19 protein-coding genes are annotated in these 20074 nt (G+C 62.3%); 11 read left to right on the top strand and 8 right to left on the bottom strand.

The window, feature by feature from the left end; all coding sequences use genetic code 11:
• Positions 1 to 128 precede the first annotated feature (128 nt).
• The 4 genes from meaB (at position 129) to KF827_RS05175 (ending at position 4500) form a co-directional block, all read left to right on the top strand.
• The gene (meaB, locus tag KF827_RS05190) at positions 129 to 1133 is read left to right on the top strand and encodes a methylmalonyl Co-A mutase-associated GTPase MeaB (RefSeq protein WP_291001326.1); all 1005 of its coding nucleotides are present in this window, start codon (positions 129 to 131) and stop codon (positions 1131 to 1133) included.
• A 56-nt stretch (positions 1134 to 1189) separates the two neighbouring features.
• The gene (locus KF827_RS05185) at positions 1190 to 3121 is read left to right on the top strand and encodes an ATP-binding protein (protein ID WP_291001323.1); all 1932 of its coding nucleotides are present in this window, start codon (positions 1190 to 1192) and stop codon (positions 3119 to 3121) included.
• 262 nt (positions 3122 to 3383) lie between these two features.
• Positions 3384 to 3923, top strand: a complete 540-nt coding sequence (locus tag KF827_RS05180) for a hypothetical protein (RefSeq protein ID WP_291001320.1) — start codon at positions 3384 to 3386, stop codon at positions 3921 to 3923.
• Between the two features lie 106 nt (positions 3924 to 4029).
• Positions 4030 to 4500, top strand: coding sequence for a hypothetical protein (locus KF827_RS05175; RefSeq protein WP_291001317.1), 471 nt, complete (start codon positions 4030 to 4032; stop codon positions 4498 to 4500).
• Positions 4501 to 4520: 20 nt separating this feature from the next.
• Here the strand turns inward: KF827_RS05175 and KF827_RS05170 are convergent, their stop codons facing one another.
• Positions 4521 to 5756: a glycosyl hydrolase 108 family protein gene (locus tag KF827_RS05170; protein ID WP_291001315.1), complete on the bottom strand. Its 1236-nt coding sequence runs from the start codon at positions 5754 to 5756 to the stop codon at positions 4521 to 4523.
• Positions 5757 to 6100: 344 nt separating this feature from the next.
• Between KF827_RS05170 and KF827_RS05165 the strand changes: the two genes are divergently transcribed.
• The gene (locus KF827_RS05165) at positions 6101 to 7267 is read left to right on the top strand and encodes an acetyl-CoA acetyltransferase (RefSeq protein ID WP_291001313.1); all 1167 of its coding nucleotides are present in this window, start codon (positions 6101 to 6103) and stop codon (positions 7265 to 7267) included.
• A 5-nt stretch (positions 7268 to 7272) separates the two neighbouring features.
• Entirely contained in the window at positions 7273 to 8289 is a 1017-nt protein-coding gene (locus KF827_RS05160) for an MDR family oxidoreductase (protein ID WP_291001310.1), read from the top strand.
• Positions 8290 to 8298: 9 nt separating this feature from the next.
• On the opposite strand, the gene KF827_RS05155 is transcribed toward KF827_RS05160, so the two are convergent.
• The 3 genes from KF827_RS05155 to KF827_RS05145 are packed head-to-tail and all read right to left on the bottom strand — an operon-like array spanning position 8299 to position 10669.
• Positions 8299 to 8808, bottom strand: a complete 510-nt coding sequence (locus KF827_RS05155) for a hypothetical protein (protein WP_291001307.1) — start codon at positions 8806 to 8808, stop codon at positions 8299 to 8301.
• Positions 8805 to 10016 (bottom strand): 23S rRNA (adenine(2503)-C(2))-methyltransferase RlmN, encoded by a 1212-nt coding sequence (rlmN, locus tag KF827_RS05150; protein ID WP_291001304.1) that lies wholly within the window; start codon positions 10014 to 10016, stop codon positions 8805 to 8807. The genes KF827_RS05155 and rlmN overlap by 4 nt, the downstream gene beginning before the upstream one ends.
• A complete protein-coding gene (locus tag KF827_RS05145; protein ID WP_291001301.1) occupies positions 10013 to 10669 on the bottom strand; it encodes an invasion associated locus B family protein in 657 nt (218 codons plus the stop codon). Before KF827_RS05145 ends, rlmN begins: the two co-directional genes overlap by 4 nt.
• A gap of 81 nt (positions 10670 to 10750) precedes the next feature.
• Between KF827_RS05145 and KF827_RS05140 the strand changes: the two genes are divergently transcribed.
• The 4 genes from KF827_RS05140 to KF827_RS05125 all read left to right on the top strand — a co-directional run bounded on the left by KF827_RS05140 (position 10751) and on the right by KF827_RS05125 (position 14202).
• The gene (locus tag KF827_RS05140) at positions 10751 to 11296 is read left to right on the top strand and encodes a sigma-70 family RNA polymerase sigma factor (protein ID WP_291001298.1); all 546 of its coding nucleotides are present in this window, start codon (positions 10751 to 10753) and stop codon (positions 11294 to 11296) included.
• Between the two features lie 95 nt (positions 11297 to 11391).
• Positions 11392 to 12051 carry a ribulose-phosphate 3-epimerase gene (gene rpe / locus KF827_RS05135; protein WP_291001295.1) on the top strand — a complete coding sequence of 220 codons (660 nt, stop codon included), beginning with the start codon at positions 11392 to 11394 and terminating at the stop codon, positions 12049 to 12051.
• A gap of 10 nt (positions 12052 to 12061) precedes the next feature.
• Complete coding sequence (locus KF827_RS05130) at positions 12062 to 13699, top strand: heparinase II/III family protein (protein WP_291001292.1); 1638 nt, start codon at positions 12062 to 12064, stop codon at positions 13697 to 13699.
• Positions 13672 to 14202 (top strand): HutD family protein, encoded by a 531-nt coding sequence (locus KF827_RS05125; RefSeq protein ID WP_291001289.1) that lies wholly within the window; start codon positions 13672 to 13674, stop codon positions 14200 to 14202. The genes KF827_RS05130 and KF827_RS05125 overlap by 28 nt, the downstream gene beginning before the upstream one ends.
• An 85-nt stretch (positions 14203 to 14287) precedes the next feature.
• On the opposite strand, the gene cynS is transcribed toward KF827_RS05125, so the two are convergent.
• Genes cynS through KF827_RS05105 form a run of 4 tightly spaced genes read right to left on the bottom strand, consistent with a single transcriptional unit; the run spans position 14288 to position 17881 of the window.
• Positions 14288 to 14737: a cyanase gene (cynS, locus tag KF827_RS05120; RefSeq protein ID WP_291001286.1), complete on the bottom strand. Its 450-nt coding sequence runs from the start codon at positions 14735 to 14737 to the stop codon at positions 14288 to 14290.
• A 27-nt stretch (positions 14738 to 14764) separates the two neighbouring features.
• The gene (locus KF827_RS05115; protein ID WP_291001283.1) at positions 14765 to 15634 is read right to left on the bottom strand and encodes an ABC transporter ATP-binding protein; all 870 of its coding nucleotides are present in this window, start codon (positions 15632 to 15634) and stop codon (positions 14765 to 14767) included.
• A gap of 6 nt (positions 15635 to 15640) precedes the next feature.
• Positions 15641 to 16480, bottom strand: a complete 840-nt coding sequence (ntrB, locus tag KF827_RS05110) for a nitrate ABC transporter permease (RefSeq protein WP_291001280.1) — start codon at positions 16478 to 16480, stop codon at positions 15641 to 15643.
• 12 nt (positions 16481 to 16492) lie between these two features.
• Entirely contained in the window at positions 16493 to 17881 is a 1389-nt protein-coding gene (locus KF827_RS05105; RefSeq protein WP_291001275.1) for a CmpA/NrtA family ABC transporter substrate-binding protein, read from the bottom strand.
• Positions 17882 to 18105: 224 nt separating this feature from the next.
• Between KF827_RS05105 and KF827_RS05100 the strand changes: the two genes are divergently transcribed.
• Positions 18106 to 20052, top strand: coding sequence for a sigma 54-interacting transcriptional regulator (locus KF827_RS05100; RefSeq protein WP_291001272.1), 1947 nt, complete (start codon positions 18106 to 18108; stop codon positions 20050 to 20052).
• Positions 20053 to 20074: the final 22 nt, after the last annotated feature.

Genomic DNA, 20074 nt, shown 5'->3' with positions numbered 1-20074 from the left:
AAAGCACAGGGTGATTCGTTTCCGGAGAATCTTCTCATCCCAGGTTGAATCGGTCAAGCGCCCTTTGCCAGCGCCAGGCCGCCCGCACGATGCTGGCCAGTCCCGCAAGGCTTGGGTAAGGTCTGGCAATGGCAACTGAATCCGGCTTGCAGGTGAAACAGGAAGACTTGGCCGCGGGGGTGCTGGCCGGCAACCGCCGGGCCCTGGCGCGCGCCATCACCCTGGTTGAATCGCGCAACCCCGCGCACCAGCCGGCGGCCGATGCGCTGCTATCCAGCCTGCTGCCGGCTTCGGGCCGGGCGATCCGGCTGGGCATCACCGGCACGCCGGGCGTGGGCAAATCCAGCTTCATCGAACGGTTCGGCATGTTTCTGCTGGACCAGGGGCTGCGGGTGGCGGTGCTGGCCATCGACCCCTCCTCCAGTCTCTCGGGCGGTTCGATCCTGGGCGACAAGACCCGGATGGAAACGCTTTCCCGCGATATCCGCGCCTTCATCCGCCCCTCGCCCTCGGCCGGCTCGCTGGGCGGCGTGGCGCGCCGCACCCGCGAGGCGATGGTGCTGGTGGAGGCCGCCGGTTTCGACGTTGTGCTGGTGGAAACCGTGGGCGTGGGCCAATCGGAAACCACCGTGGCCGAGATGGTGGACATGTTCCTGCTGCTGCTGGCGCCGGGCGGCGGCGACGATCTGCAGGGCATCAAGCGCGGCATCATGGAACTGGCCGACCTGGTGATCGTGAACAAGGCCGATGGCGATCTGCTGAAAGCCGCCCGCCTGGCGCAATCGGATTACCGTGCGGCATTGCATCTGATGCGTCCGCGTCATCCGGAATGGCGGGCGCGGGTGGAGCTGGTATCGTCGTTGCGCGGCGAGGGCATTGCCGAAACCTGGGCCGCGATCAGCGAATTCCGCGCAGCGCTGGAGGCCACCGGCGCATTGGCGGCGCAGCGCCAGAAGCAGGCGCGCGGCTGGCTGAATCGCGAATTGCAGGATGGGCTGTGGGATTGGCTGCGCGCCGATGCGGCAGTGGCCCGCGCATTGCCCGAACTGGAAACCGCCGTGGGGGCGGGCGCAATCACCCCGGCAGCGGCCGCACGCCGTTTGCTCGCGGAGCGTTTCGGGCGTAGCCTGTAGGGCATTTCCCCTGTAGGGAATTTCCATTGGCCGGGTGGGCCATTGGCAGGGTGGGCATGGATAGTGTCGTTGCGGAACTGCCATTGATCCTGCGCGCGGCAGCCTTGCTGCTGCTGTTCCTTTTGCTGCTGTCGCAACATCGGCAGGTGGGCGCCGATCCCGGCTATGTGATGCTCTGTTCGGGCGTGGCCATCGTTGCCGCGGCCTCCTGGCTGGAAGTGCTGGCCAGCCTGCGCCAAGCGGAAAGCCATTGGCATATCGGCGCGGTAGCGCTTTACGTGCCCGGCCTGGGATTGGTGCTGGCCGGCGTGGCACGCTGGGCCGGATGGATGACCGCGCTGCGCCAGCGCGCCGATGAACGCGACAGCCTCTACGCCAAACTGGAACAGCAGCGCCTGCAATTGCTGCAAAGCCACCGCGTGGGCCGGCTGAGCTATTGGGTGGTGGATCCGATCCGCCGCGAAGTGCTGTCTTGGGGCGGCATGGCCGAGGGCGCGCCCGGCGAGGAGGAGCGCATCACCTGGGATGCCGCGCTGGATCTGCTGCATCCCGATGAACGCGCCGCCCACGAAGCCAAGGCCATCGAGGTGCTGCAAAGCGGCGAGCGCTATGAAAACCAGATCCGCCTGCGTGGGCGCGACGGGGAGTATCGCTGGTTCGATGTGGTGCTGATGGCCCAGCGCGATGCCGATGGCCATCCCCGGCTGTTTGGCGTGATGCGCAACGTAGACGCCGCCAAACGCGCCGAAATGGCCCTGGCGGAAATGGCCCAACTGATGCAGAACGTGATCGATGCGATCCCCTGCATGATCGTGGTGAAGGATGCCGACCTGCGCTATCGCTTCACCAATTCCTATGCACGCAAGCTGTTTCTGCCGCCCGACCATGCGCCCGGAGCCGATCTGGTGGGCAAGCGTTTCAGCGAAATCCGCCCCGGCCCGCTGGCGGAAGATACCGACGCCGAGGATGCCGCCGTGATGGCGGGCAAGGCATTGCCCTTCACCGAGGTGCACCGCACCTATGTCGATGGCGGGCCGCAGCATTGGTGGATTGCCAAGCTGCCGCTGCCCAACAACAGCGGCAGCAAGCCGGAATACATGCTCACCGTGGCCTTCGACATCAGCGCGCTGAAGGAAGTGGAGGCCGTGGCGCGGGCCGCGCAAACCGAAGTGAGCCAGCAGGCCCGCCAGCTAGAGAAACTGGCCGAACGCTATCGCCTGGAAAGCGAGCGCGCCATGGAGGCCAGCCGCGCCAAGTCGGATTTCCTCGCCTCGATGAGTCATGAATTGCGCACGCCGCTCAACGCGGTGATCGGGTTTTCGGAGATCATCACCAGCAAGCTGTTCGGCGAGATCGATGCCCGCTATCTGGAATGCGGCGAGGATATCCTGGCCAGCGGCCGCCATCTGCTCAGCCTGATCAACGACATTCTCGACATGGCCAAGATCGAGGCCGGACGCTACGACCTGGATATCCGCCATGCCGATGCCGCCGCGATCCTGGATGGCGCGATCCGCCTGGTGCGCGGCCGTGCGCTTACCCGCGGCCTCAGCCTGGAAAGCGAGATCGACGAAAGGCTCGACGACGTGGCGGTGGATGCCCAGGCACTCAAGCAGATTGCCATCAACCTGCTCACCAACGCCATCAAGTTCACCCCCAACGGCGGCAAGGTGACTCTCACCGCAGCCCCCGAAGCCGATGGCCTGCGCCTGATCGTGCGCGATACCGGCATCGGCATCCTGCCCGAACACCAGGAACGCATCTTCGAACCGTTCTGGCAGGTTGAAGGCCCGATGGCGCGGCGCCATGAAGGCAGCGGCCTGGGCCTGGCGATCACCCGCCAATTGGTGGAATTGCACCACGGCCGCATCATTGTGCGCAGCGCGCCCGATCAAGGCACAGAGATGATCGTGACGCTGTTTCCCGGCGCCTCGGCCATTGCATTATCCTCGCTCACCCGCGACGGCGAAACCGGCAGTGATATCTGAGCCACAGGCGACAGTGCTGCACGTGGTCCTCTGCAAGTGCGAATATAATCGCCTTTTTCATTTCCGCCGCCTTTGACTTTCCTATCGCGCCCCCAAAGGCTGGAAACACGTATCGTCCCAAAGCGAGATACGCGGATCGCCTTCACCCTTGGTGATGAGAAAAAGGCATTGTTTCCCGCGCGTGTAATTGAACCGGCAGTAAACCTGCCCTTGTGAGCATTTCTGCACTTCGATGATTCCGGCGCGATAATGAACATCCTCCATGCCGGCGCTGCGATTATATGGCGAGCCCGTTGGGTCCAGCTCATGCGACTCAAAAGGCTTCCATCCTTGCTTCAGCAAATCGCGCCGCGCATCCAGAAACGGCCGCCCTTCCCACAGGGCAGAGTTTGCCGGCTATGTTTCCGCCTCGGCCCCGATGCTGCTTGAATGCATCGCCATGAAAGCAAGAAGCAGCAGCATTCGAATTTTTAGATATCGCGCGCCGATCATTTTCGTCACTGCCTCTCCAAACCATCCAAACGCCTTCGATAGTCTTCCAGGATTGGATCCATCGAGCGTTTCTTGCCCCCAAGGCTTATTCCCGCGTCATCTTAAGGCTTATTCCCGCGTCATCTTTTGGAAAAAACATCCCATTTTTTCCAGCGGCCATGATGGCTGCTTTCAAGTTATTTTTATACAAAAAATCTATAACGCCCAGCTTACTCAACACATGCGCCGCAGCCGATCTTGCGAATCCTTTGATAAATCGTTCACATCAACTTCTTTGGCATTTCGATTCCATGTTTTATCTATAAATTGAAAGGCGCCAGCTGCAACATTTTTACTTGGATTGGCAATGAAAATCTCGGCTTGCATTCCCCCCTGCATCTGCCGCAGATTTGCATGAATCCATGAGGGAGAGCTTTATGCGTCGGCCTATCGGGTTATGCATCGGATTGTTGGTAATGTTGGCGGCGGGCGCGCTCTCAGCACAAGTAAAGCCGGGGCGAGTCACCGGTCCGGCGGCAAATATTGATCCAGAGAGTCTCATCAATAGCTGTGTAAACAAATACCGCCAGGAACTGGATAGCGGCGTTACCGGGCGAATGCGGGCCGGCTCCGCCGATATCATAGATTGTTTGAACGCTTTGATCCTGGATCAAGTGCGCGCAACGATGCCCAATCCGAATGAAGCCGCACAACGCTATCAGGCATATCTTCAACAACTCAGCCATTCTCACCAGAGAATCTGGTGGGAATTTTATAATGAGAATACATTCTGCCAGACCAACAGATGCGGCACCGATCTACATGTATTCCATCTCGGCCAGCATATTGGGTTGCTGAAAGATATTCTGCGCGGCATCATTACTCACCGCCAACGAGAAGGCTTCTGATCGAGGATCATATCCGAGGGCTATTGTCTCGCGTATTTCCCGAAATGCGCCACGCGATTGGCCCAACCATTACGATACTCTTCCTTTTTTGGTTCTGCCGCAATAACAGCTTCATAATGGCGCATGCGCTTCAACATCAAGTCGTTATGCACCTTGGCACGATCCCGCGGTGAAAGTGCATTGAGGGCCGCAATCGTTTTACTACCCATCACACCATCCTCGCCCAGCTTTTTCTGAGAGATGGTGTTTATCGATTGTTGCGCCCATAATGCCGCGCGTGCTGGGCCTGGATTCACCGTGATATCCAAAATATGCTCGGCCAGCCCCTCATCGATTATTTCGCCTGTGCGATATCGATCGAAAAACATTGTTCGGTAAATTTGCCTTGCATCTTTCTTTGATATTTTATCAACGTCTTTAGAAATGGTTTGATCTTTATATGCCGCGTGGTAGGCGGCCAATGTATCCGCCGTAATGCCGTAATTGGTCTCACCGCCTGTATCGCTTGCTCGATTTACATAACCTCCTTCATGCGCGAATAATTGGCCAAGGGCCCGATCAAACCGCCGATCCGCCTCTTGCTTCTCCAACCACGCTTTTGAAGTGTTGGGCGTATAGTTGGGCCGTTCCGCGCTTTCAGGCTCTTTTGCGTCGGCAGCTGATTGTGCATCTGTCTGTTGTCCAGCTTGCTCTTCCGGCTGCGCTGCCTGCTGTTCGTAGAAATTGCGCTCGCGTTCATCCATCTTGTCCCAGAGGGCCCAGGTTTTCGGATCGAACAGGTTGAGGCTGTAATCCTTCCTGGGGAGTTGCGGCTGCGGTTGCTGCGGTTGGTTCTTCACCGGGGCGTAGAGGGTCTGGAAAGCCTTGATGCTTTCGCCGCCAGGGCCGAGCCAGCCATCCTGCTTGAGGCCGTTTTCCTTCTGGAATTTTTCGATGGCCTCGTGGTCGTAGATGCCGAGGAAGCCGGTGGGGCCATCGGTCTTGTCGGCATCCAGCAAGCCTTCGCGATGCAGCAGGCTTTGCACCTTGAACACATCGCCGGGGCGGTTCTTGCCATTCTTGCCGACGGTATCTTCCAGCGTGAAGGCGCCACCGGGGCCGAACAGCGAATGCAGCGAGGCATCATTGCGCCAATCGGCGCGGGCGGCTTCCAGCTTGCCGTTCAGATCGGGCTGTTCCTCTTCCTGGTCCCAGAGATAGCTATCCCGGCCCAGAGGATCGCGGATGGCTTCGGACTCAGACGGATTGGCTTTCATGCGGCGGGGGCCGAACAGGGAGGCGTAGGGAGACGTTTTATATATTCTTGTGTTATAATTCCCCTTATAAGAGCATATCGGAACAAAATGTCAATATAATATTCCTATTATTTTCTATTATGTTCTTAATCGACTCTCCCAATCCTGCAAAATCAATCCCTTGCCCAGCCGCCATGGAACCTTGCTTGCGCGGCAGGACAGCGGCCGCGTGGTGGCGGTCGCTGCATGCCTTGCGGATACGGCTCTGCCTGCCGCCGCGTCATACCCCTGGCAGCGATTGACTTGCGCCGGGCGGGCCATCACCCTTGTTGCCAGCCTTTAAAAATCACATTGAGGAAACCGCCATGACCGCCTGCATCGTCGGCTGGAGCCACAGCAAATTCGGCAAGCTGGATGACAAGACCCAGGAAGACCTGATCACCGAAGTGGCCGCCCAGGCCATCAAGGATGCCGGCATCGAGGCCAAGGATGTGGATGCGATCTATCTGGGCACCTTCAATGGCGGCCTGGTGGATCAGGATTTTCCGGCCTCCCTGGTGCTGCAAGCCGATCCGGCTTTGCGCTTCAAGCCGGCCACCCGGCTGGAAAATGCCTGCGCCACCGGCACGGCGGCGGTGTTTCAGGGCCTGAACGCGATTGCCGCCCGCAAGGCGCGCTTCGTGCTGTGCGTGGGCGTGGAGAAAATGACCTCGGCGCCCAACGACGTGGTGGGCAACATCCTGCTCAAAGCCAGCTATCGCAAGGAAGAGCATTTCGGCCAGGGCGGTTTCGCCGCCGTGTTCGACAGCATCCAAAGCAAGTATTTCCAGAAATACGGCGACCAGTCGGATGCCACCGCGATGATCGCGGCGAAGAACCATAAAAACGGTTCGGTGAATCCGCTGGCGCATATGCAGCGCGATTTCGGCTATGATTTCTGCCGCACGGTATCGGACAAGAACCCCTATGTGGTGGGCGGCCTGAAGCGCACCGATTGTTCGATGGTTTCCGATGGCGCGGCCGCCCTGGTGCTCACCGATGTGCAGACCGCCTTGGGCATGAAGAAGGCCATCGCCTTCCGCGCCGCCCAGCATGTGCAGGATTTCCTGCCGATGTCGAAGCGCGACGTGATCGCCTTCGAAGGCCCGGCCAAGGCCTGGGCCGATGCGCTGGCGGAAGCCGGGTTGAATGTGTGGGATCTGTCGTTTGCCGAAAGCCACGATTGCTTCACCATCGCCGAATTGATCGAATACGAAGCGATGGGCCTGGTGCCGCCGGGTCAGGGCGCCCGCGCCATCAAGGAAGGCTGGACCCAGAAGGACGGCAAGCTGCCGATCAATCCTTCCGGCGGCCTGAAGGCGAAGGGCCATCCGATCGGCGCCACTGGCGTGTCGATGCATGTGATGGCGGCGATGCAGCTCAACAATTCGGCTGGCGCCTTGCAGGTGAAGGATGCCAAGATCGGCGGCGTGTTCAACATGGGCGGCGTCGCTGTCGCCAATTACGTGTCGATCCTCGAACCGATCCGGTGAAATAGATGAGCGGCGATTCCCAGTCAAAAACGTTCAGGGCCGTGCTGATAGAGGAGGTGGACGGCAAACCCAAAGCCGCCTTCAAGCAGATCGGCTTCGATGCCCTGCCCAAGCATGACGTGCTGGTGGAAATCGCCTATTCCACGCTGAACTACAAGGACGGCCTGGCGCTGACCGGCGGCCGCATCGCACGCAAGCTGCCCATGGTGGCGGGCATCGATCTGGCCGGCACGGTTGTGGAATCCACCGATCCGGAATGGAAAGTTGGCGACAAGGTGCTGGTGAACGGCCATGGCCTGTCGGAAACCCAATGGGGCGGCTACAGCAAATACCAGCGCCTGAAAGGCGAATGGCTGACCGCCGTGCCATCCGCTTTCACGCTGAGCCAGGCCATGGCGATCGGCACGGCGGGCTACACCGCCATGCTCTGCGTGATGGCGCTGGAAGACGCCGGGCTGGTGCCCGATGCGCGGCCCGAGGCCCTGCCCGTGCTGGTGACCGGCGCGGCCGGCGGCGTGGGCTCAGTGGCGGTGGCCTTGCTGGCCAAGCGCGGCTATCGCGTGCAGGCTTGCACCGGCCGCGCCGAGACCCATGATTATCTGAAAGACCTGGGCGCCGAGAGCTGCATCGACCGCGCCGAACTGACGCAGAAAACCCCGCCGCTGGCCAAGGAACGCTGGATCGCCGCCATCGACAGCGTGGGCAGCAGCACCCTGGCCAACCTGCTCAGCCAGATCAAATATGGCGGCTGGGTCGCGGCTTGTGGGCTTGCCGGGGGCGCCGATCTGCCGGCCAGCGTGCTGCCCTTCATCCTGCGCAATGTCAGCCTGCTGGGCATCGACAGCGTGATGGCCGAAGCCCATCGCCGCCGCCGCGCCTGGTGGCAGCTGGCCAAAGAATTGCCCATCGACAAACTGGATGCGATGACGGAACTCCGCCCGCTCTCCGATGTGTTCGCGCTGGCGCCGCAAATCCTGGCCGGCAAACAGCGCGGCCGCCTGGTGCTGGATGTAAACGCTTAAGGCGCGCGCCTAGCGGATCACTTTTTCCAGCACATCGACCACTTCGTTGTTGCGCTGGCGCAGCAGGATCACATCGTGGCCCACCACGGCGCGCACCAGGCCTTGCGGCAGGCGCGGCAGGTCGCGCAACAGCGGCGCGGGCAATTCATTGAGTTCGAAAGCCGGCAGCAGATCGCCCTTCTTGGGCGGTTCGCTGAGCCCGTTGGGCAGATCGCGCGGCATCATCGAGCGGCTGGCGCGGGCCCGAATCTGCTTGTCGCGGCGCAGTTCGAAATAGCGCGGGATGATCCATTTATCCGGCGACGTGAAACCCTGCACAGCCTCCGGATTGGCGGCATACTGGCCTTCATCGGGGGCATAGCGCAGCCGCGCCGGCATATTGATCGGCGGCGGTTCCTGCGGCGCGGCCTGCAGGGCCGGATCGGGCGCGAACACGAAATTGCTCTGCGCAGAGGCCGGCGCCGGAGCCGATACCGCCACCAGCAATGCAACGGCCGATGCTTTCGCCAGGCCGCTCATGCGCTCAGCCCCGCGGCCTGGGCCTGGGCCAGCGCGGTTTCCTTTGCCGCCTGCTCGCGCAGGATATCGGCCTTGCTGCGCTTCACGCTGGCGGATTTCAGCTGCCCGCAAGCGGCCATGATGTCGCGTCCGCGCGGCGTGCGCACCGGCGAGGAATAGCCGGCATTGAACACGATCTCGGAAAAATCGCGAATCGCCTTGTCGGATGAGCATTCGTAAGGCGCATCGGGCCAGGCGTTGAACGGGATCAGATTCACCTTGGCCGGAATGCCCTTCAGCAGCCGCACCAATTCGCGCGCGTCGGCCGGCGTATCGTTCACGCCCTTCAGCATCACATACTCGAACGTGATGCGCCGGGCATTCGACAGGCCGGGATAATTGGCGCAGGCGGCCAGCAGATCCTTGATCGGATATTTGCGGTTCAGCGGCACGATCACATCGCGGATATCGTCGCGCACCGCATGCAGCGAGATTGCGAGATTAACCCCCAGCTCGGCGCCGCAGCGCTCGATCATCGGCACCACGCCGGCGGTGGACAAGGTGATGCGGCGCTTGGAAATCGCAATGCCTTCGCCATCCATCACGATCTTCAAGGCTTTCGCCACATGATCGAAATTATACAGCGGCTCGCCCATGCCCATCATCACGATGTTGGACAGCATGCGACCATCGGGCGGCGAAGGCCATTCGCCCAGCGCATCGCGCGCCAGCATCACCTGGCCGACAATCTCGGCCGCATTCAGGTTGCGCACCAGCTTCATGGTGCCGGTATGGCAGAAGCGGCAGGTGAGCGTGCAGCCGACCTGCGAGGAAACGCACAGCGCGCCGCGATCCTCTTCGGGGATATGCACGCTTTCGGCTTCCTCGCCATCAGCGAAGCGCAGCAGCCATTTGCGGGTACCGTCGCTGCTTTGCAGATCGCGCGCCGCCAACGGCCGGCCGATATGGAAACGCTGCGCCAGGCGTTCGCGCAGATCCTTCGCCAAGGTGGTCATCTGGCTGAAATCGCGCTGGCCGCGATGATAGATCCAATGCCAGAGCTGGTTGGCGCGCATCTTGGCGCCTTTTTCAGCCTCGCCGGCAGCGATCAGCGCTTCGGCGATTTCGCCGCGCGTCAGGCCCAGCAATTCCACCCGGCCATCGGGCAGCGGCAGGGCCGGCTTGTCGGGCTTGGCGGCGATATCGGGAACGATTGCCTGCAAGGTCATGAGCTGGGCCCGCCGCAGGCTTTGTCGATGGTCTTCAAGGCATCGGAAAAACCGCTCAGATCGTAGGTATCGGTGGTCTTGGTGCCACGATCGGATTCGCCCTTCACCACCAGTTGGCGGCCGCGCTTGAAATTCTCCACCAGCTTGGCATCGGTTTCCGGGTCGCGCGCCCAGGCCGCCTGCTCATGGGTGAACAGCGACAGCGCATCCTTGTCGATCACCGCTTCCACGCTGGATTTGTCCTTCAGCGTATAGCCGAAGAAGATGCTCACCTCGTTGCGCACATTCTTCGCCGGCTTGTGGGTCACCAGCAGGTAGATTTCGCCGCGCCGCGCGCTGGCCGGTTCCTGCTTGGCGGGCAGGCCGTGCAGATAGCAGATGCGGCCATCCTTGCCATCCAGCTGATAGGCCTGCCAGGATTTGAAACTGCCCAGCCGCTTGGTTTCCGGCGGCGTGGCGGCGGCCTTCTTGGCCTGCGCCCAAGCTTGCGACCCGGCCAGCAGCCCGACCGGTGCCGCGACCAGCGCGAGCGACAAAACCGCACGCGGCGCTACAGCAGCGCAAAAGGATGTGAACTGTCGGATCATGGCCGGACCATAACCGCAAGCCCGGCCGATTTCCACCCCGTTGTTGGGCTGCCTGGCTTTAGTCATAAACATTTGATCCTACTTGCATAATCACCCGCATTGCCGCACCATGGCAAGGATCGCGGCAAGCCAACCGGCGACAGGATAATGGACAGGGCGCGGCAAGCCAGCCTGCTACATGCCATAGTCACGCAGAACGACCGCGAAGCCTTCGCGGCGCTCTACGATTATTTTGCGCCACGCCTGAAGGGCTTTCTGCAGCGCCAGGGCGTGGCCGAAGACGTGGCCGAGGATATCGCCCAGGACAGCCTGATCACCCTGTGGCGCCGGGCCGAAACCTTCGATCCGGCCCAGGCCAGCGTGGCCACCTGGCTGTTCACCATCGCCCGCAACAAGCGGATCGACCGTATCCGCCGCGAGGCGCGCCCGGAATTCGATCCGGCCGACCCGGCCTTCCAGCCCGATCCGGAACCCGCCCCCGACACTGGCATCGACCGCGCCCAGCAGGAAGACCGCCTGCGCGAGGCCCTGGCCGGGCTGCCGGCGGAACAGGCCAGCCTGCTGCGTCTGGCGTTTTTTCAGGATTTGTCTCACCGCGATATCGCCATGCGGGAAAACCTGCCGCTGGGTACGGTGAAATCCCGCATCCGGCTGGCACTGGCCAAGCTGAAAGCGCTGCTGGACACAAATTAGCGCGCGGCCACGCAAAATGGCCGCGGCGGTGGCCCAAATCCCCCATCTCGGCTATATTCTCCAATGACTTGCCATTATCTAGGAAAGCGCCCCGCATGCAGCGCGCCACCCGCATCGCCCCTTCCATCCTGTCGGCCGACTTCGCCAAGCTGGGCGAGGAAGTGGCCGCCATCGATGCCGCCGGGGCGGATTACATCCATATCGATGTGATGGACGGCCATTTCGTGCCCAACCTCACCATCGGCCCCGCCGTGGTGAAGGCGCTGCGCAAACACACCGCCAAGCCCTTCGATGTGCATCTGATGATTTCGCCGGTGGATGCCTTCGTGCCGCAATTCGCCGAGGCCGGCGCCGATATCATCACCGTGCATCCGGAAGCCGGCGCGCATGTGCACCGCACGCTGCAGCTGATCAAATCCCTGGGCAAGAAGGCCGGCCTGTCGCTCAATCCCGGCACCCCGGTGGAAACCGCGCTGGCGGTGCTGGACATGCTGGACCTGGTGCTGGTGATGAGCGTGAATCCCGGTTTCGGCGGCCAGGCCTTCATCCCCAGCCAGCTTGAGAAGGTGAAGCGCCTGCGCGCGGCGATCGATGCCACGGGCCGCGAGATCGACCTGGAAATCGACGGCGGCATCAATGCCGAAACCGCGAAACTGGCGGTGGCGGCCGGCGCCGATGTGCTGGTGGCCGGCACCGCCGGCTTTCAGGGCGGACCGCAGAATTATGCCGGCAATATCGCCAGGCTGAAGGCCTGAGGGTAAGGCCTTGCCCGACGGCCTGGCATATCGCCTGCACAAGCTGTTATTCGGCTCGCCGCTCTATGGCGCGCTGCTGCCGCGCCAGGCGCCGCTGGAATTTCCGCATCTGCCCGACAATCCCTGGCCGGGCCAGCCGGCGCGCGCCGACAAGCTGTTTCAGGGCCGCTTCGATTTCGCCGGGCTGGAAATCGTGTCGCCCCATGCAGCCCCCTGGGATATCGGCATCGAACGGCTGGATGCCGATGCCGAAAGCGCGGAAAGCTGGGCCGCCAATCTGCATGGCTTCACCTGGCTGGATGATTTTTTCGCCCAGGGCGGCGACATGGCGCGGCGGATGAGCCGCAGCCTGGTGCATAGCTGGATCAAGCATCATCATCACTGGGATGCCCGCGCCTGGGCGGCGCCGGTGCTGGGTCGCCGGCTGGTCAGCTGGCTGCGCAACGGGCATTTCCTGCTGGATGGCGCCGATGCGCATTTCGGCCACGACCTGCTGCTGAGCGTGGCGCGGCAAACCACCCATCTGGGCCGCGTGGCCAAGCTGGAACGCGATCCGCTGGCGCGCAGCGAGGCCTTGCTGGGCCTGGTGCATGCCGCCGCCAGCCTGCCTGAAGGCTGGAAAGCCTGGGGCGAACCCGCATTTCCGCTGCTGATCGAAGCCTGGCAGGCGCAGTTGCGCGGCGATGGCGGGCCGCGCGGCCGCAATCCCAGCCGGCTGCTGCGGCAATTCCGCGATATCGTGGGCCTGCATCAATATCTGGCGCTGCTGCAGGCGGAAACCTCAGGGCCCTTGCTGGCCTTGCAGGACCGCATGGCACCCATGCTGCGCTTCTTCCGCCACGGCGATGGCGGATTGGCGCTGTTCCATGGCGCCGAGGAAGAACCCCATGGCGCGGTGGATCGTGCGCTGGCACTGTCGGAAGCGCAATTGCAGGGCAAACATGGCAAGCCGCCGGCCAGCGCCGCCGCATCGGGTTTCGAACGCCTCACCGCCAAACGCGCCTTGCTGCTGCTGGATAGCGGCGCACCGCCTTTGAACGAACCCGGCAGCCGGCCCCATGCCGCACCGCTGGCGATGGAATTCTCCTGGGGCAAGGATCGCCTGCTGGTGAATTGCGGCGATACCCGCCGCGCCGGCGGCGATTGGCTGCGCGCCCTGGCCGGACCGGCCGCCCATAGCACGCTGTGTATCGACCAGGCGGTGCCGGCGGCGAATTTCACTGTGAAGGTGGAACGCAACGAACAGGATGGCCATACCTGGCTGGAAGCCGAACATGATGGCTGGCGCCCGGGCTTTGGTGCATTGCATCGCCGGCGGCTGTATCTGAATGCCAGTGGCGACGATCTGCGCGGCGAAGACAGCGTGGATGGCGGCAGCAGTGAACGCCCGTTCGGCGTGGCCCTGCGCTTTCATCTGCATCCCGGCGTGCAGGCCTCGGCGCTGGGCAATGGCGATACCGTGCTGCTGAAATCCGCATCCGGCCAGGGCTGGCGCTGGCGCGGCCAGGGCGGCGTGGTGCGGCTGGAGCATGGTGTGTATTTCGGCCAGAACGGTGAACAGCGCCGCAGCCAGCAGATCGTGATGGCAGGCTCGGTGGCCGGCGAACCGCTGGTGCTGAAATGGGCGCTCACCCGCGTGGCGGCATGAAGCTGCCCGGCATGAAGCTATTGCGGCAGGCCGAACAGCGTGCGCGGCCCTGGCGCAACGGCCTGGGCGTGACCTGGGATATCGCCAGCCAACCGCAGGATACAGCCGACGATGCCTTCCACTGGCGGGTGAGCCGCGCCGCCATCGTGCGCGATTCCGAATTCTCGGTCTTCGCCGGCTATGATCGCTGGATCACCTTGATTCAAGGCGAAGGCGGCGCGCTGCGTTTCCATGACGACGGCGAAACCGTGATGCTGCGCCGGCCTTTCCTGCCATTGCATTTCGATGGCGGGCGATTGCTGGATTTCAAACTCGCGGCCGGCGCCAGTACGGTGATCAACGTGATGCTGCGCCGCGATTGCGGCCTGGCCTGCGATGTATCGGTGGTGGCGCCCGACAGCGACGCACCGCCGGATTCCGGCGATGCCCTGCTGGACGACAGCCACGTATTGCTGCGCCTGGATGCCGCCCGCCTGCTGCGCGTGCGGTTTACGGCAACCTGACCATCGTCACGTCCACAACCCGTCATGCCCGCACTTGTTTTACGGGCATGACGAATAGCGGAACGACGACGATCTTGCCTTCGAATCAATACCGTTTGTAATCGAGGAATTTGCCGGTCATCACGATCTTCACGCGGTCGCCCTTGGGATCGGGCTGACGATCCATCGTCATGTTGAAATCGATGGCAGACATGATGCCGTCGCCGAATTCTTCCTGGATCAATTCCTTCCAGGTGGTGCCGTAAACCTGCACCAATTCGTAGAAGCGGTAGATCAGCGGATCGGTGGGCGGGCCCGGCGGCAGCGAGCCGCGATAGGGCGCTTCGGTGAGCAGAATCTCTTCCAGCTTGCCAAGGCCGAACAGCTTGGCGGTTTTCTTGGCCTGATCCGGGGTCAGTTTCATCTGGCCGAGCAGGCCGGCGGTGAGGAAGATTTCCGATTGCTTCGGATCGATCTTCTTGGCGATCTCCTTCCAGCTCAGGCCCTTCAGGCGCTTGGCATCGAGGATCTTTTCGGTCACTTCACTGCGCTTCATGGCGTTCTCTCCGTGGACGACACTTAATCAATCTGCGGCATCAACGATACCGCCCGCTTTGCCAGCCGTAACATGCGGCGGCTTGCGCGGATCGTAACCGGCAGGCGGCACGAAATTCTTCGAGCGCCGCACCAGGAAATCCAGCAGATGGTTGCGGATCGGATAATAGTCCGGCTGCTCGTGCAGGGTTTCGCGCTGGCGATCCTTCGGCAGCGTATTGACCAGCACTTCCGCCACCCGCGCATTCGGTCCGTTGGTCATCAGCACGATGCGGTCTGCCAGCAGGATCGCTTCATCCACATCATGGGTGATCATGAACACCGTGAGGTCGCTGCCGGCGCGGATGCGCAGCACTTCGTCTTGCAATGTCCCACGGGTGAGTGCATCCAAGGCCGAGAAGGGCTCATCCATCAGCAGCATCTTCGGCTCGATGCTGAGCGCGCGCGCGATGCCCACGCGCTGCTTCATGCCGCCCGATAGCTGCGCCGGCTTTTTCTTTTCCGCACCGGCCAAGCCCACCATGGCAATGTATTTATGCGCATGCTTGAGCGCCTCGGCATGCTTCAGCTTGGGCCAGCGCGACGAGACCGCGAAGGCGACATTCTCCTCCACGCTCATCCAGGGCATCAAGGCATGGCTTTGAAACACCACGGCACGATCCAGGCTGGGGCCATCCACCGGCTTGCCTTCCATCAGGATGGCGCCGGCCGATGATTGATCCAGCCCGGCCAGGATATTCAGCACGGTGGTTTTGCCGCAGCCGGAATGGCCGATGATGCAGACGAATTCGCCACGCTCGATGCCGAGCCAGAATTGCTCGAATACCGTTGTGCTGCCGCCATCCGGCGCGGGAAAGCGCCGGGCCAGATCCTGCATGGCGATGAAAGGCTGGGTCATGGCGGCCTATTCCGGATAGGTGACCAGCCGGGTAACCCAGCCGAGCAATTGATCCAGCGCCATGCCGATCACGCCGATGAACAGGATGGCGTTGATCACATTGGCAATCGAAAGATTGTTCCACTCGTTCCAGACGAAATAGCCGATGCCGGTGCCGCCCACGAGCATTTCGGCCGCCACGATCACCAGCCAGGCAATCGAGATCGAGATGCGCATACCGGTGAGGATGGTGGGCGCCGCTGCCGGCAGGATCACGCGGAAGATGCGCCGCAGCGTGCTCACTTCCAGGGTGCGCGCCACGTTGAGCCATTCCTTGCGCACATTGGCCACCGCAAACGCGGTGTTGGTGAGCATCGGCCAGACCGAGCAGATGAAAATCACGAAGATCGAGGAGATGCCGCTATCCTTGATGGTGTAAAGCGCCAGCGGCATCCAGGCTAAAGGCGAGACCGGACGCATCACCTGGATGAACGGGTCCAGCGCCTGGCGGAATAACGGCGACAGGCCGATCAGGAATCCCAGCGGCACCGCCACGATCACCGCCAGGAAAAAACCCAGCGCCACGCGGCCGATGGAATAGGCAAGCTGAATGCCGATGCCCTGATCGTTCGGGCCTTTCACATAAAAAGGATCGGCCAGGTGCTTCCACAGAATCTTGCCCACATCCAATGGGCCCGGCATGGCGGATTTGCCTTGCGTAGCCGTGAGGCCCATCAGCTTGGCATATTCGGGATCCATATCCGCCGCCGTGCCGCTGCCCATTGTGGCCACCTGCCAGGTCGCCAACATGGCAACCAGCAGGGCAACGGACAGAACCGCGGCGCGGAGGCGGAAGGACATCTTCATGCTGGGCGTGCCTCAGATCCGCTTGATGGCGAAGGAGTCGATATATTCCTTCGGCTTGGCGGGATCGAAGGTTTTGCCCATCACCTTGAACGATGAATAGGTGCTGGTGGGCGGGGCAAGCCCGACTTCCTTCATCAGCTTGGCGGCATCGGTGGCAAGGAAGACCTGCTCGGCCACCTTCTTGTAATCCACATCGCCCTTGAGCTGGCCCCAACGCTTCATCTGGGTGAGGATCCAGACCGCGAAGCTGTGCCAGGGGAAAGGTGCGAAGTCGATGCGGTCGGGCACCTTCTGCACCTTGCCCAAACCATCGGCGAATGTGCCGGTCAGCACCTGTTCCACCACCGTCACCGGCTGGTTGAGATAATTGGCCGGCGCGATGGCTTCGGCGATCTGCTTGCGATTCTCCGGCTTGGTCGCGTAAGCCGTGGCTTCGATGATCGCCTTCAGCAAGGCCTGATAGGTATTCGGCATGGTGGTGACGAATTCCTGGCTGGCAGCGAAAGCGCAGCAGGGATGGCCATCCCAGATTTCCTTCGACAGGATATGAATGAAGCCCACGCCGTCATACACCGCGCGCTGATTCACCGGATCGGGCGCCAGGAAGCCGTCGATATTGTCGGCGCGCAGATTGGCCACCATTTCCGGCGGCGGCACCGAACGGATCTGCACATCGGTATCGGGGTCGATGCCATGCTCCGCCAGGTAATAGCGCAGCAGATAATTATGCATCGAATAATCGAACGGCACGGCGAATTTGAAACCCTTCCAGGATTTCGGATCACGCTTGTCCTTATGCTTCATCGCCAGGGTGATGGCCTGGCCGTTGATATTCTCCACCGCCGGCATGGTGTAGGGGATCGGGTTCGAGCCGGTGCCGGTGGTGATCGCCAGCGGCATCGGCGACAGCATATGCGCGGCGTCGTATTCCTTGTTCAGCGCCTTGTCGCGCACCACCGCCCAGCCGGCGGTCTTGATCACTTCCACATTCAGACTATGCTTGGAATAGAAGCCCATGGGATGCGCCATGATGATCGGCGTGGCGCAGGTGATCGGGATGAAGCCGACCTTGAGATCGGTCTTTTCGATTTTGCCCGATTGCGCGAAAGCCTCGCGGGCATGGCCCAGCGGGAAGAATTGTTCGATGGCGGCCAGCAGGGTGCCGGCGCCGATGGCATGCAACACGCGGCGGCGGGTGGCATCGTTGGGCAGCAAGGCGCGCACCACGGCCTGGTCCACCGCATTGGTGAGGCGCTTTTCCTCGTCGGCGGCGGTGCGCAGTTGGGCTTCATGCTGCCAGGCCGCCACCGCGGCATCATGTTCGGACAGCGAATGGTGCTTGCCGCAGGGGCAGGCCGCCAATTCGGACTTGGCGTCGAAGGGATCCTGGAACAACGACATGCAGCTGCCTCCTTGTTTTTGGCCCGAAGACGTCTCTCCGGTTCTGCATGACATTCAGCAAGCATCGTGCCAGCCCATGCTCTGGCGCGTTTATCGCGGCAGGCCGGCGATTTGCCGGAAACATGCGGGAAAACACGTATTACGAAATTTCGTACTTTACGAAGTTTCGTAATTGCGATTACGATGTTTCGTAGATTGTGAGGCCATTCTCCGGGGGAACAGGCATGCCCGAAATCGCCCAGGAAGCCAGCCGCTTCGGGCCCGCCTTCGAGGCCCATACCGAGGCCATGCTGGTGCTGGACCCGATGGCCGACCGCATCCTGGATGCCAATCCGGCGGCCTGCCGGTTGCTGGGCTATCACCGCTCGGCCTTGCGCGACAGCCGGCTGAGCCTGCTGCATCCCGAGCAGATGCCGGCCTTGATCGTGTTCACCGAGGCGGCGCTGAATCTGGGCGGGCATTGGACCCGCGACCTCACCCCCAAACATGCCAGCGGCAAGACGCTGAAGCTGGAATACAGCGCAGCCCCGCTGCCGCGCCGCGCCGGCGAACCGGAAATGCTGCTCTTCACCCTCTCCGATCTGGAAGAGCGCCGCCGCCGCAGCGTGGATGCCGAGGCCGATGCCTATCTGCGCGACGGCATCGCCGAATGGCAGCGGGTGGAACGGTTTTTCCGCGACATGGAGCGCGAGAATCAACTCATCCTCAGCGCTGCCGGCGAAGGCATCTATGGCGTGAACGCGGAAGGCAAGACCACCTTCGTCAACCCGGCCGCAGAGCGCCTGCTCGGCTGGTCGGCGGAAGACTTGGTGGGCCACAACATCCATTCGCGCGTGCATCACACGCGGCACGACGGCAATCCCTATCCCGGCCATGATTGCCCGATCTATGCCGCCTTCCGCGACGGCGAAGTGCATACGGTGGACGACGAAGTATTCTGGCGCCGCGATGGCAAGCCGATCTGGGTGGAATACACCTCCACGCCGATCCGCGACCGCGGCGCCGTGGTGGGCGCGGTGGTGGTGTTCCGCGACGTGACCCACAAACGCGAGGCGGAAGAAAAACTGCGCGCGGCTTTGGAGGAAGTGGAAAGCCTGCGCCAGCGCCTGGAACTGGAAAACGCCTATCTGCAGGAAGAGATCAAGCTGGAAGCCAAGCATCGCGGCATCATCGGCGGCTCGGCGGCAATCCAGAATATCCTGCGGCAGATCGAACTGGTGGCACCCACCGATGCCACCGTGCTGATCAGCGGCGAGAGCGGCACCGGCAAGGAATTGATCGCCCGCGCCATCCACGAAGCCAGCAAACGCTCGGACCGCCCGCTGATCCGGGTGAATTGCGCCGCCATCCCGCGCGAATTGTTCGAGAGCGAATTCTTCGGCCATGTGCGCGGCGCCTTCACCGGCGCGCTGCGGGATCGCATCGGCCGCTTCGAGCTGGCCGATGGCGGCACGCTGTTCCTGGATGAAGTGGGCGAGATTCCGCTGGAATTGCAGGGCAAATTGCTACGTGTGCTGCAGGAGGGCCAATTCGAACGCGTGGGCGAGGAACGCACCCGCAATGTGGATGTGAGGGTGATCGCCGCCACCAACCGCGACCTGCGCGAGGAAGTGCGGCGCGGCCGTTTCCGCGAGGATTTGTATTTCCGCCTCAACGTCGTGCCGATCCAGAGCGTACCCTTGCGCGAGCGGCGCGAGGATATTCCGCTGCTGGCCCTGCATTTCCTGCGCGGCGCGCATCGCAAGCTGGACAGCGCCGACCTGCGCCTCACCGAAGGCGATATCCGGCGGCTGACGCGCTATGACTGGCCGGGCAATGTGCGTGAATTGGAAAACGTGATCGAACGCGCCGCGATTCTGGCGCGCCAGGGCCGACTGCGTATCGACCTGCCGGATACGGAAGCGCCGGAACCGCCCAATCCGCGCAACGATACCGCCCAGCGCAATGGGCAATGGGCGGAACCGGATTGGCTGACCGAGAGCGAGCGCCGCCGCCGCGACCGCGACCATATCCGCGCGGCCCTGGATGCCTGCGGCGGCAAGATATTCGGCCCCGGCGGCGCGGCGGAATTGCTCGGCGTGAAACCCACCACGCTGGCCTCGCGCATCAAAACCCTGGGCCTGCGCCGGCAACGCGCCGACACGATACCCAGCGCGCCGATCGTGCCGTAACGCGATATGGCCTTAGCGAAAG

Source organism: Ferrovibrio sp., from assembly GCF_019636075.1.
In the GTDB taxonomy this organism is placed as follows: domain Bacteria; phylum Pseudomonadota; class Alphaproteobacteria; order Ferrovibrionales; family Ferrovibrionaceae; genus Ferrovibrio.
The sequence above is the reverse complement of the archived record's forward strand: the minus strand, read 5'-3'. Positions and strand labels throughout refer to the sequence as shown.

Bases quoted from the DNA above. Each gene is read 5' to 3' on its own strand.
- cynS (WP_291001286.1), bottom strand. From the start codon at position 14,737: ATGAAGCGCAGTGAAGTGACCGAAAAGATCCTCGATGCCAAGCGCCTG.
- KF827_RS05105 (WP_291001275.1), bottom strand. From the start codon at position 17,881: ATGTCGTTGTTCCAGGATCCCTTCGACGCCAAGTCCGAATTGGCGGCC.
- ntrB (WP_291001280.1), bottom strand. From the start codon at position 16,480: ATGAAGATGTCCTTCCGCCTCCGCGCCGCGGTTCTGTCCGTTGCCCTG.
- KF827_RS05115 (WP_291001283.1), bottom strand. From the start codon at position 15,634: ATGACCCAGCCTTTCATCGCCATGCAGGATCTGGCCCGGCGCTTTCCC.
- KF827_RS05140 (WP_291001298.1), top strand. From the start codon at position 10,751: ATGGACAGGGCGCGGCAAGCCAGCCTGCTACATGCCATAGTCACGCAG.
- KF827_RS05170 (WP_291001315.1), bottom strand. From the start codon at position 5,756: ATGAAAGCCAATCCGTCTGAGTCCGAAGCCATCCGCGATCCTCTGGGC.
- KF827_RS05145 (WP_291001301.1), bottom strand. From the start codon at position 10,669: ATGACTAAAGCCAGGCAGCCCAACAACGGGGTGGAAATCGGCCGGGCT.
- KF827_RS05100 (WP_291001272.1), top strand. From the start codon at position 18,106: ATGCCCGAAATCGCCCAGGAAGCCAGCCGCTTCGGGCCCGCCTTCGAG.
- KF827_RS05125 (WP_291001289.1), top strand. From the start codon at position 13,672: ATGGGCGCTCACCCGCGTGGCGGCATGAAGCTGCCCGGCATGAAGCTA.
- rlmN (WP_291001304.1), bottom strand. From the start codon at position 10,016: ATGACCTTGCAGGCAATCGTTCCCGATATCGCCGCCAAGCCCGACAAG.
- meaB (WP_291001326.1), top strand. From the start codon at position 129: ATGGCAACTGAATCCGGCTTGCAGGTGAAACAGGAAGACTTGGCCGCG.
- KF827_RS05185 (WP_291001323.1), top strand. From the start codon at position 1,190: ATGGATAGTGTCGTTGCGGAACTGCCATTGATCCTGCGCGCGGCAGCC.
- KF827_RS05155 (WP_291001307.1), bottom strand. From the start codon at position 8,808: ATGAGCGGCCTGGCGAAAGCATCGGCCGTTGCATTGCTGGTGGCGGTA.
- rpe (WP_291001295.1), top strand. From the start codon at position 11,392: ATGCAGCGCGCCACCCGCATCGCCCCTTCCATCCTGTCGGCCGACTTC.
- KF827_RS05180 (WP_291001320.1), top strand. From the start codon at position 3,384: ATGCCGGCGCTGCGATTATATGGCGAGCCCGTTGGGTCCAGCTCATGC.
- KF827_RS05175 (WP_291001317.1), top strand. From the start codon at position 4,030: ATGCGTCGGCCTATCGGGTTATGCATCGGATTGTTGGTAATGTTGGCG.
- KF827_RS05165 (WP_291001313.1), top strand. From the start codon at position 6,101: ATGACCGCCTGCATCGTCGGCTGGAGCCACAGCAAATTCGGCAAGCTG.
- KF827_RS05160 (WP_291001310.1), top strand. From the start codon at position 7,273: ATGAGCGGCGATTCCCAGTCAAAAACGTTCAGGGCCGTGCTGATAGAG.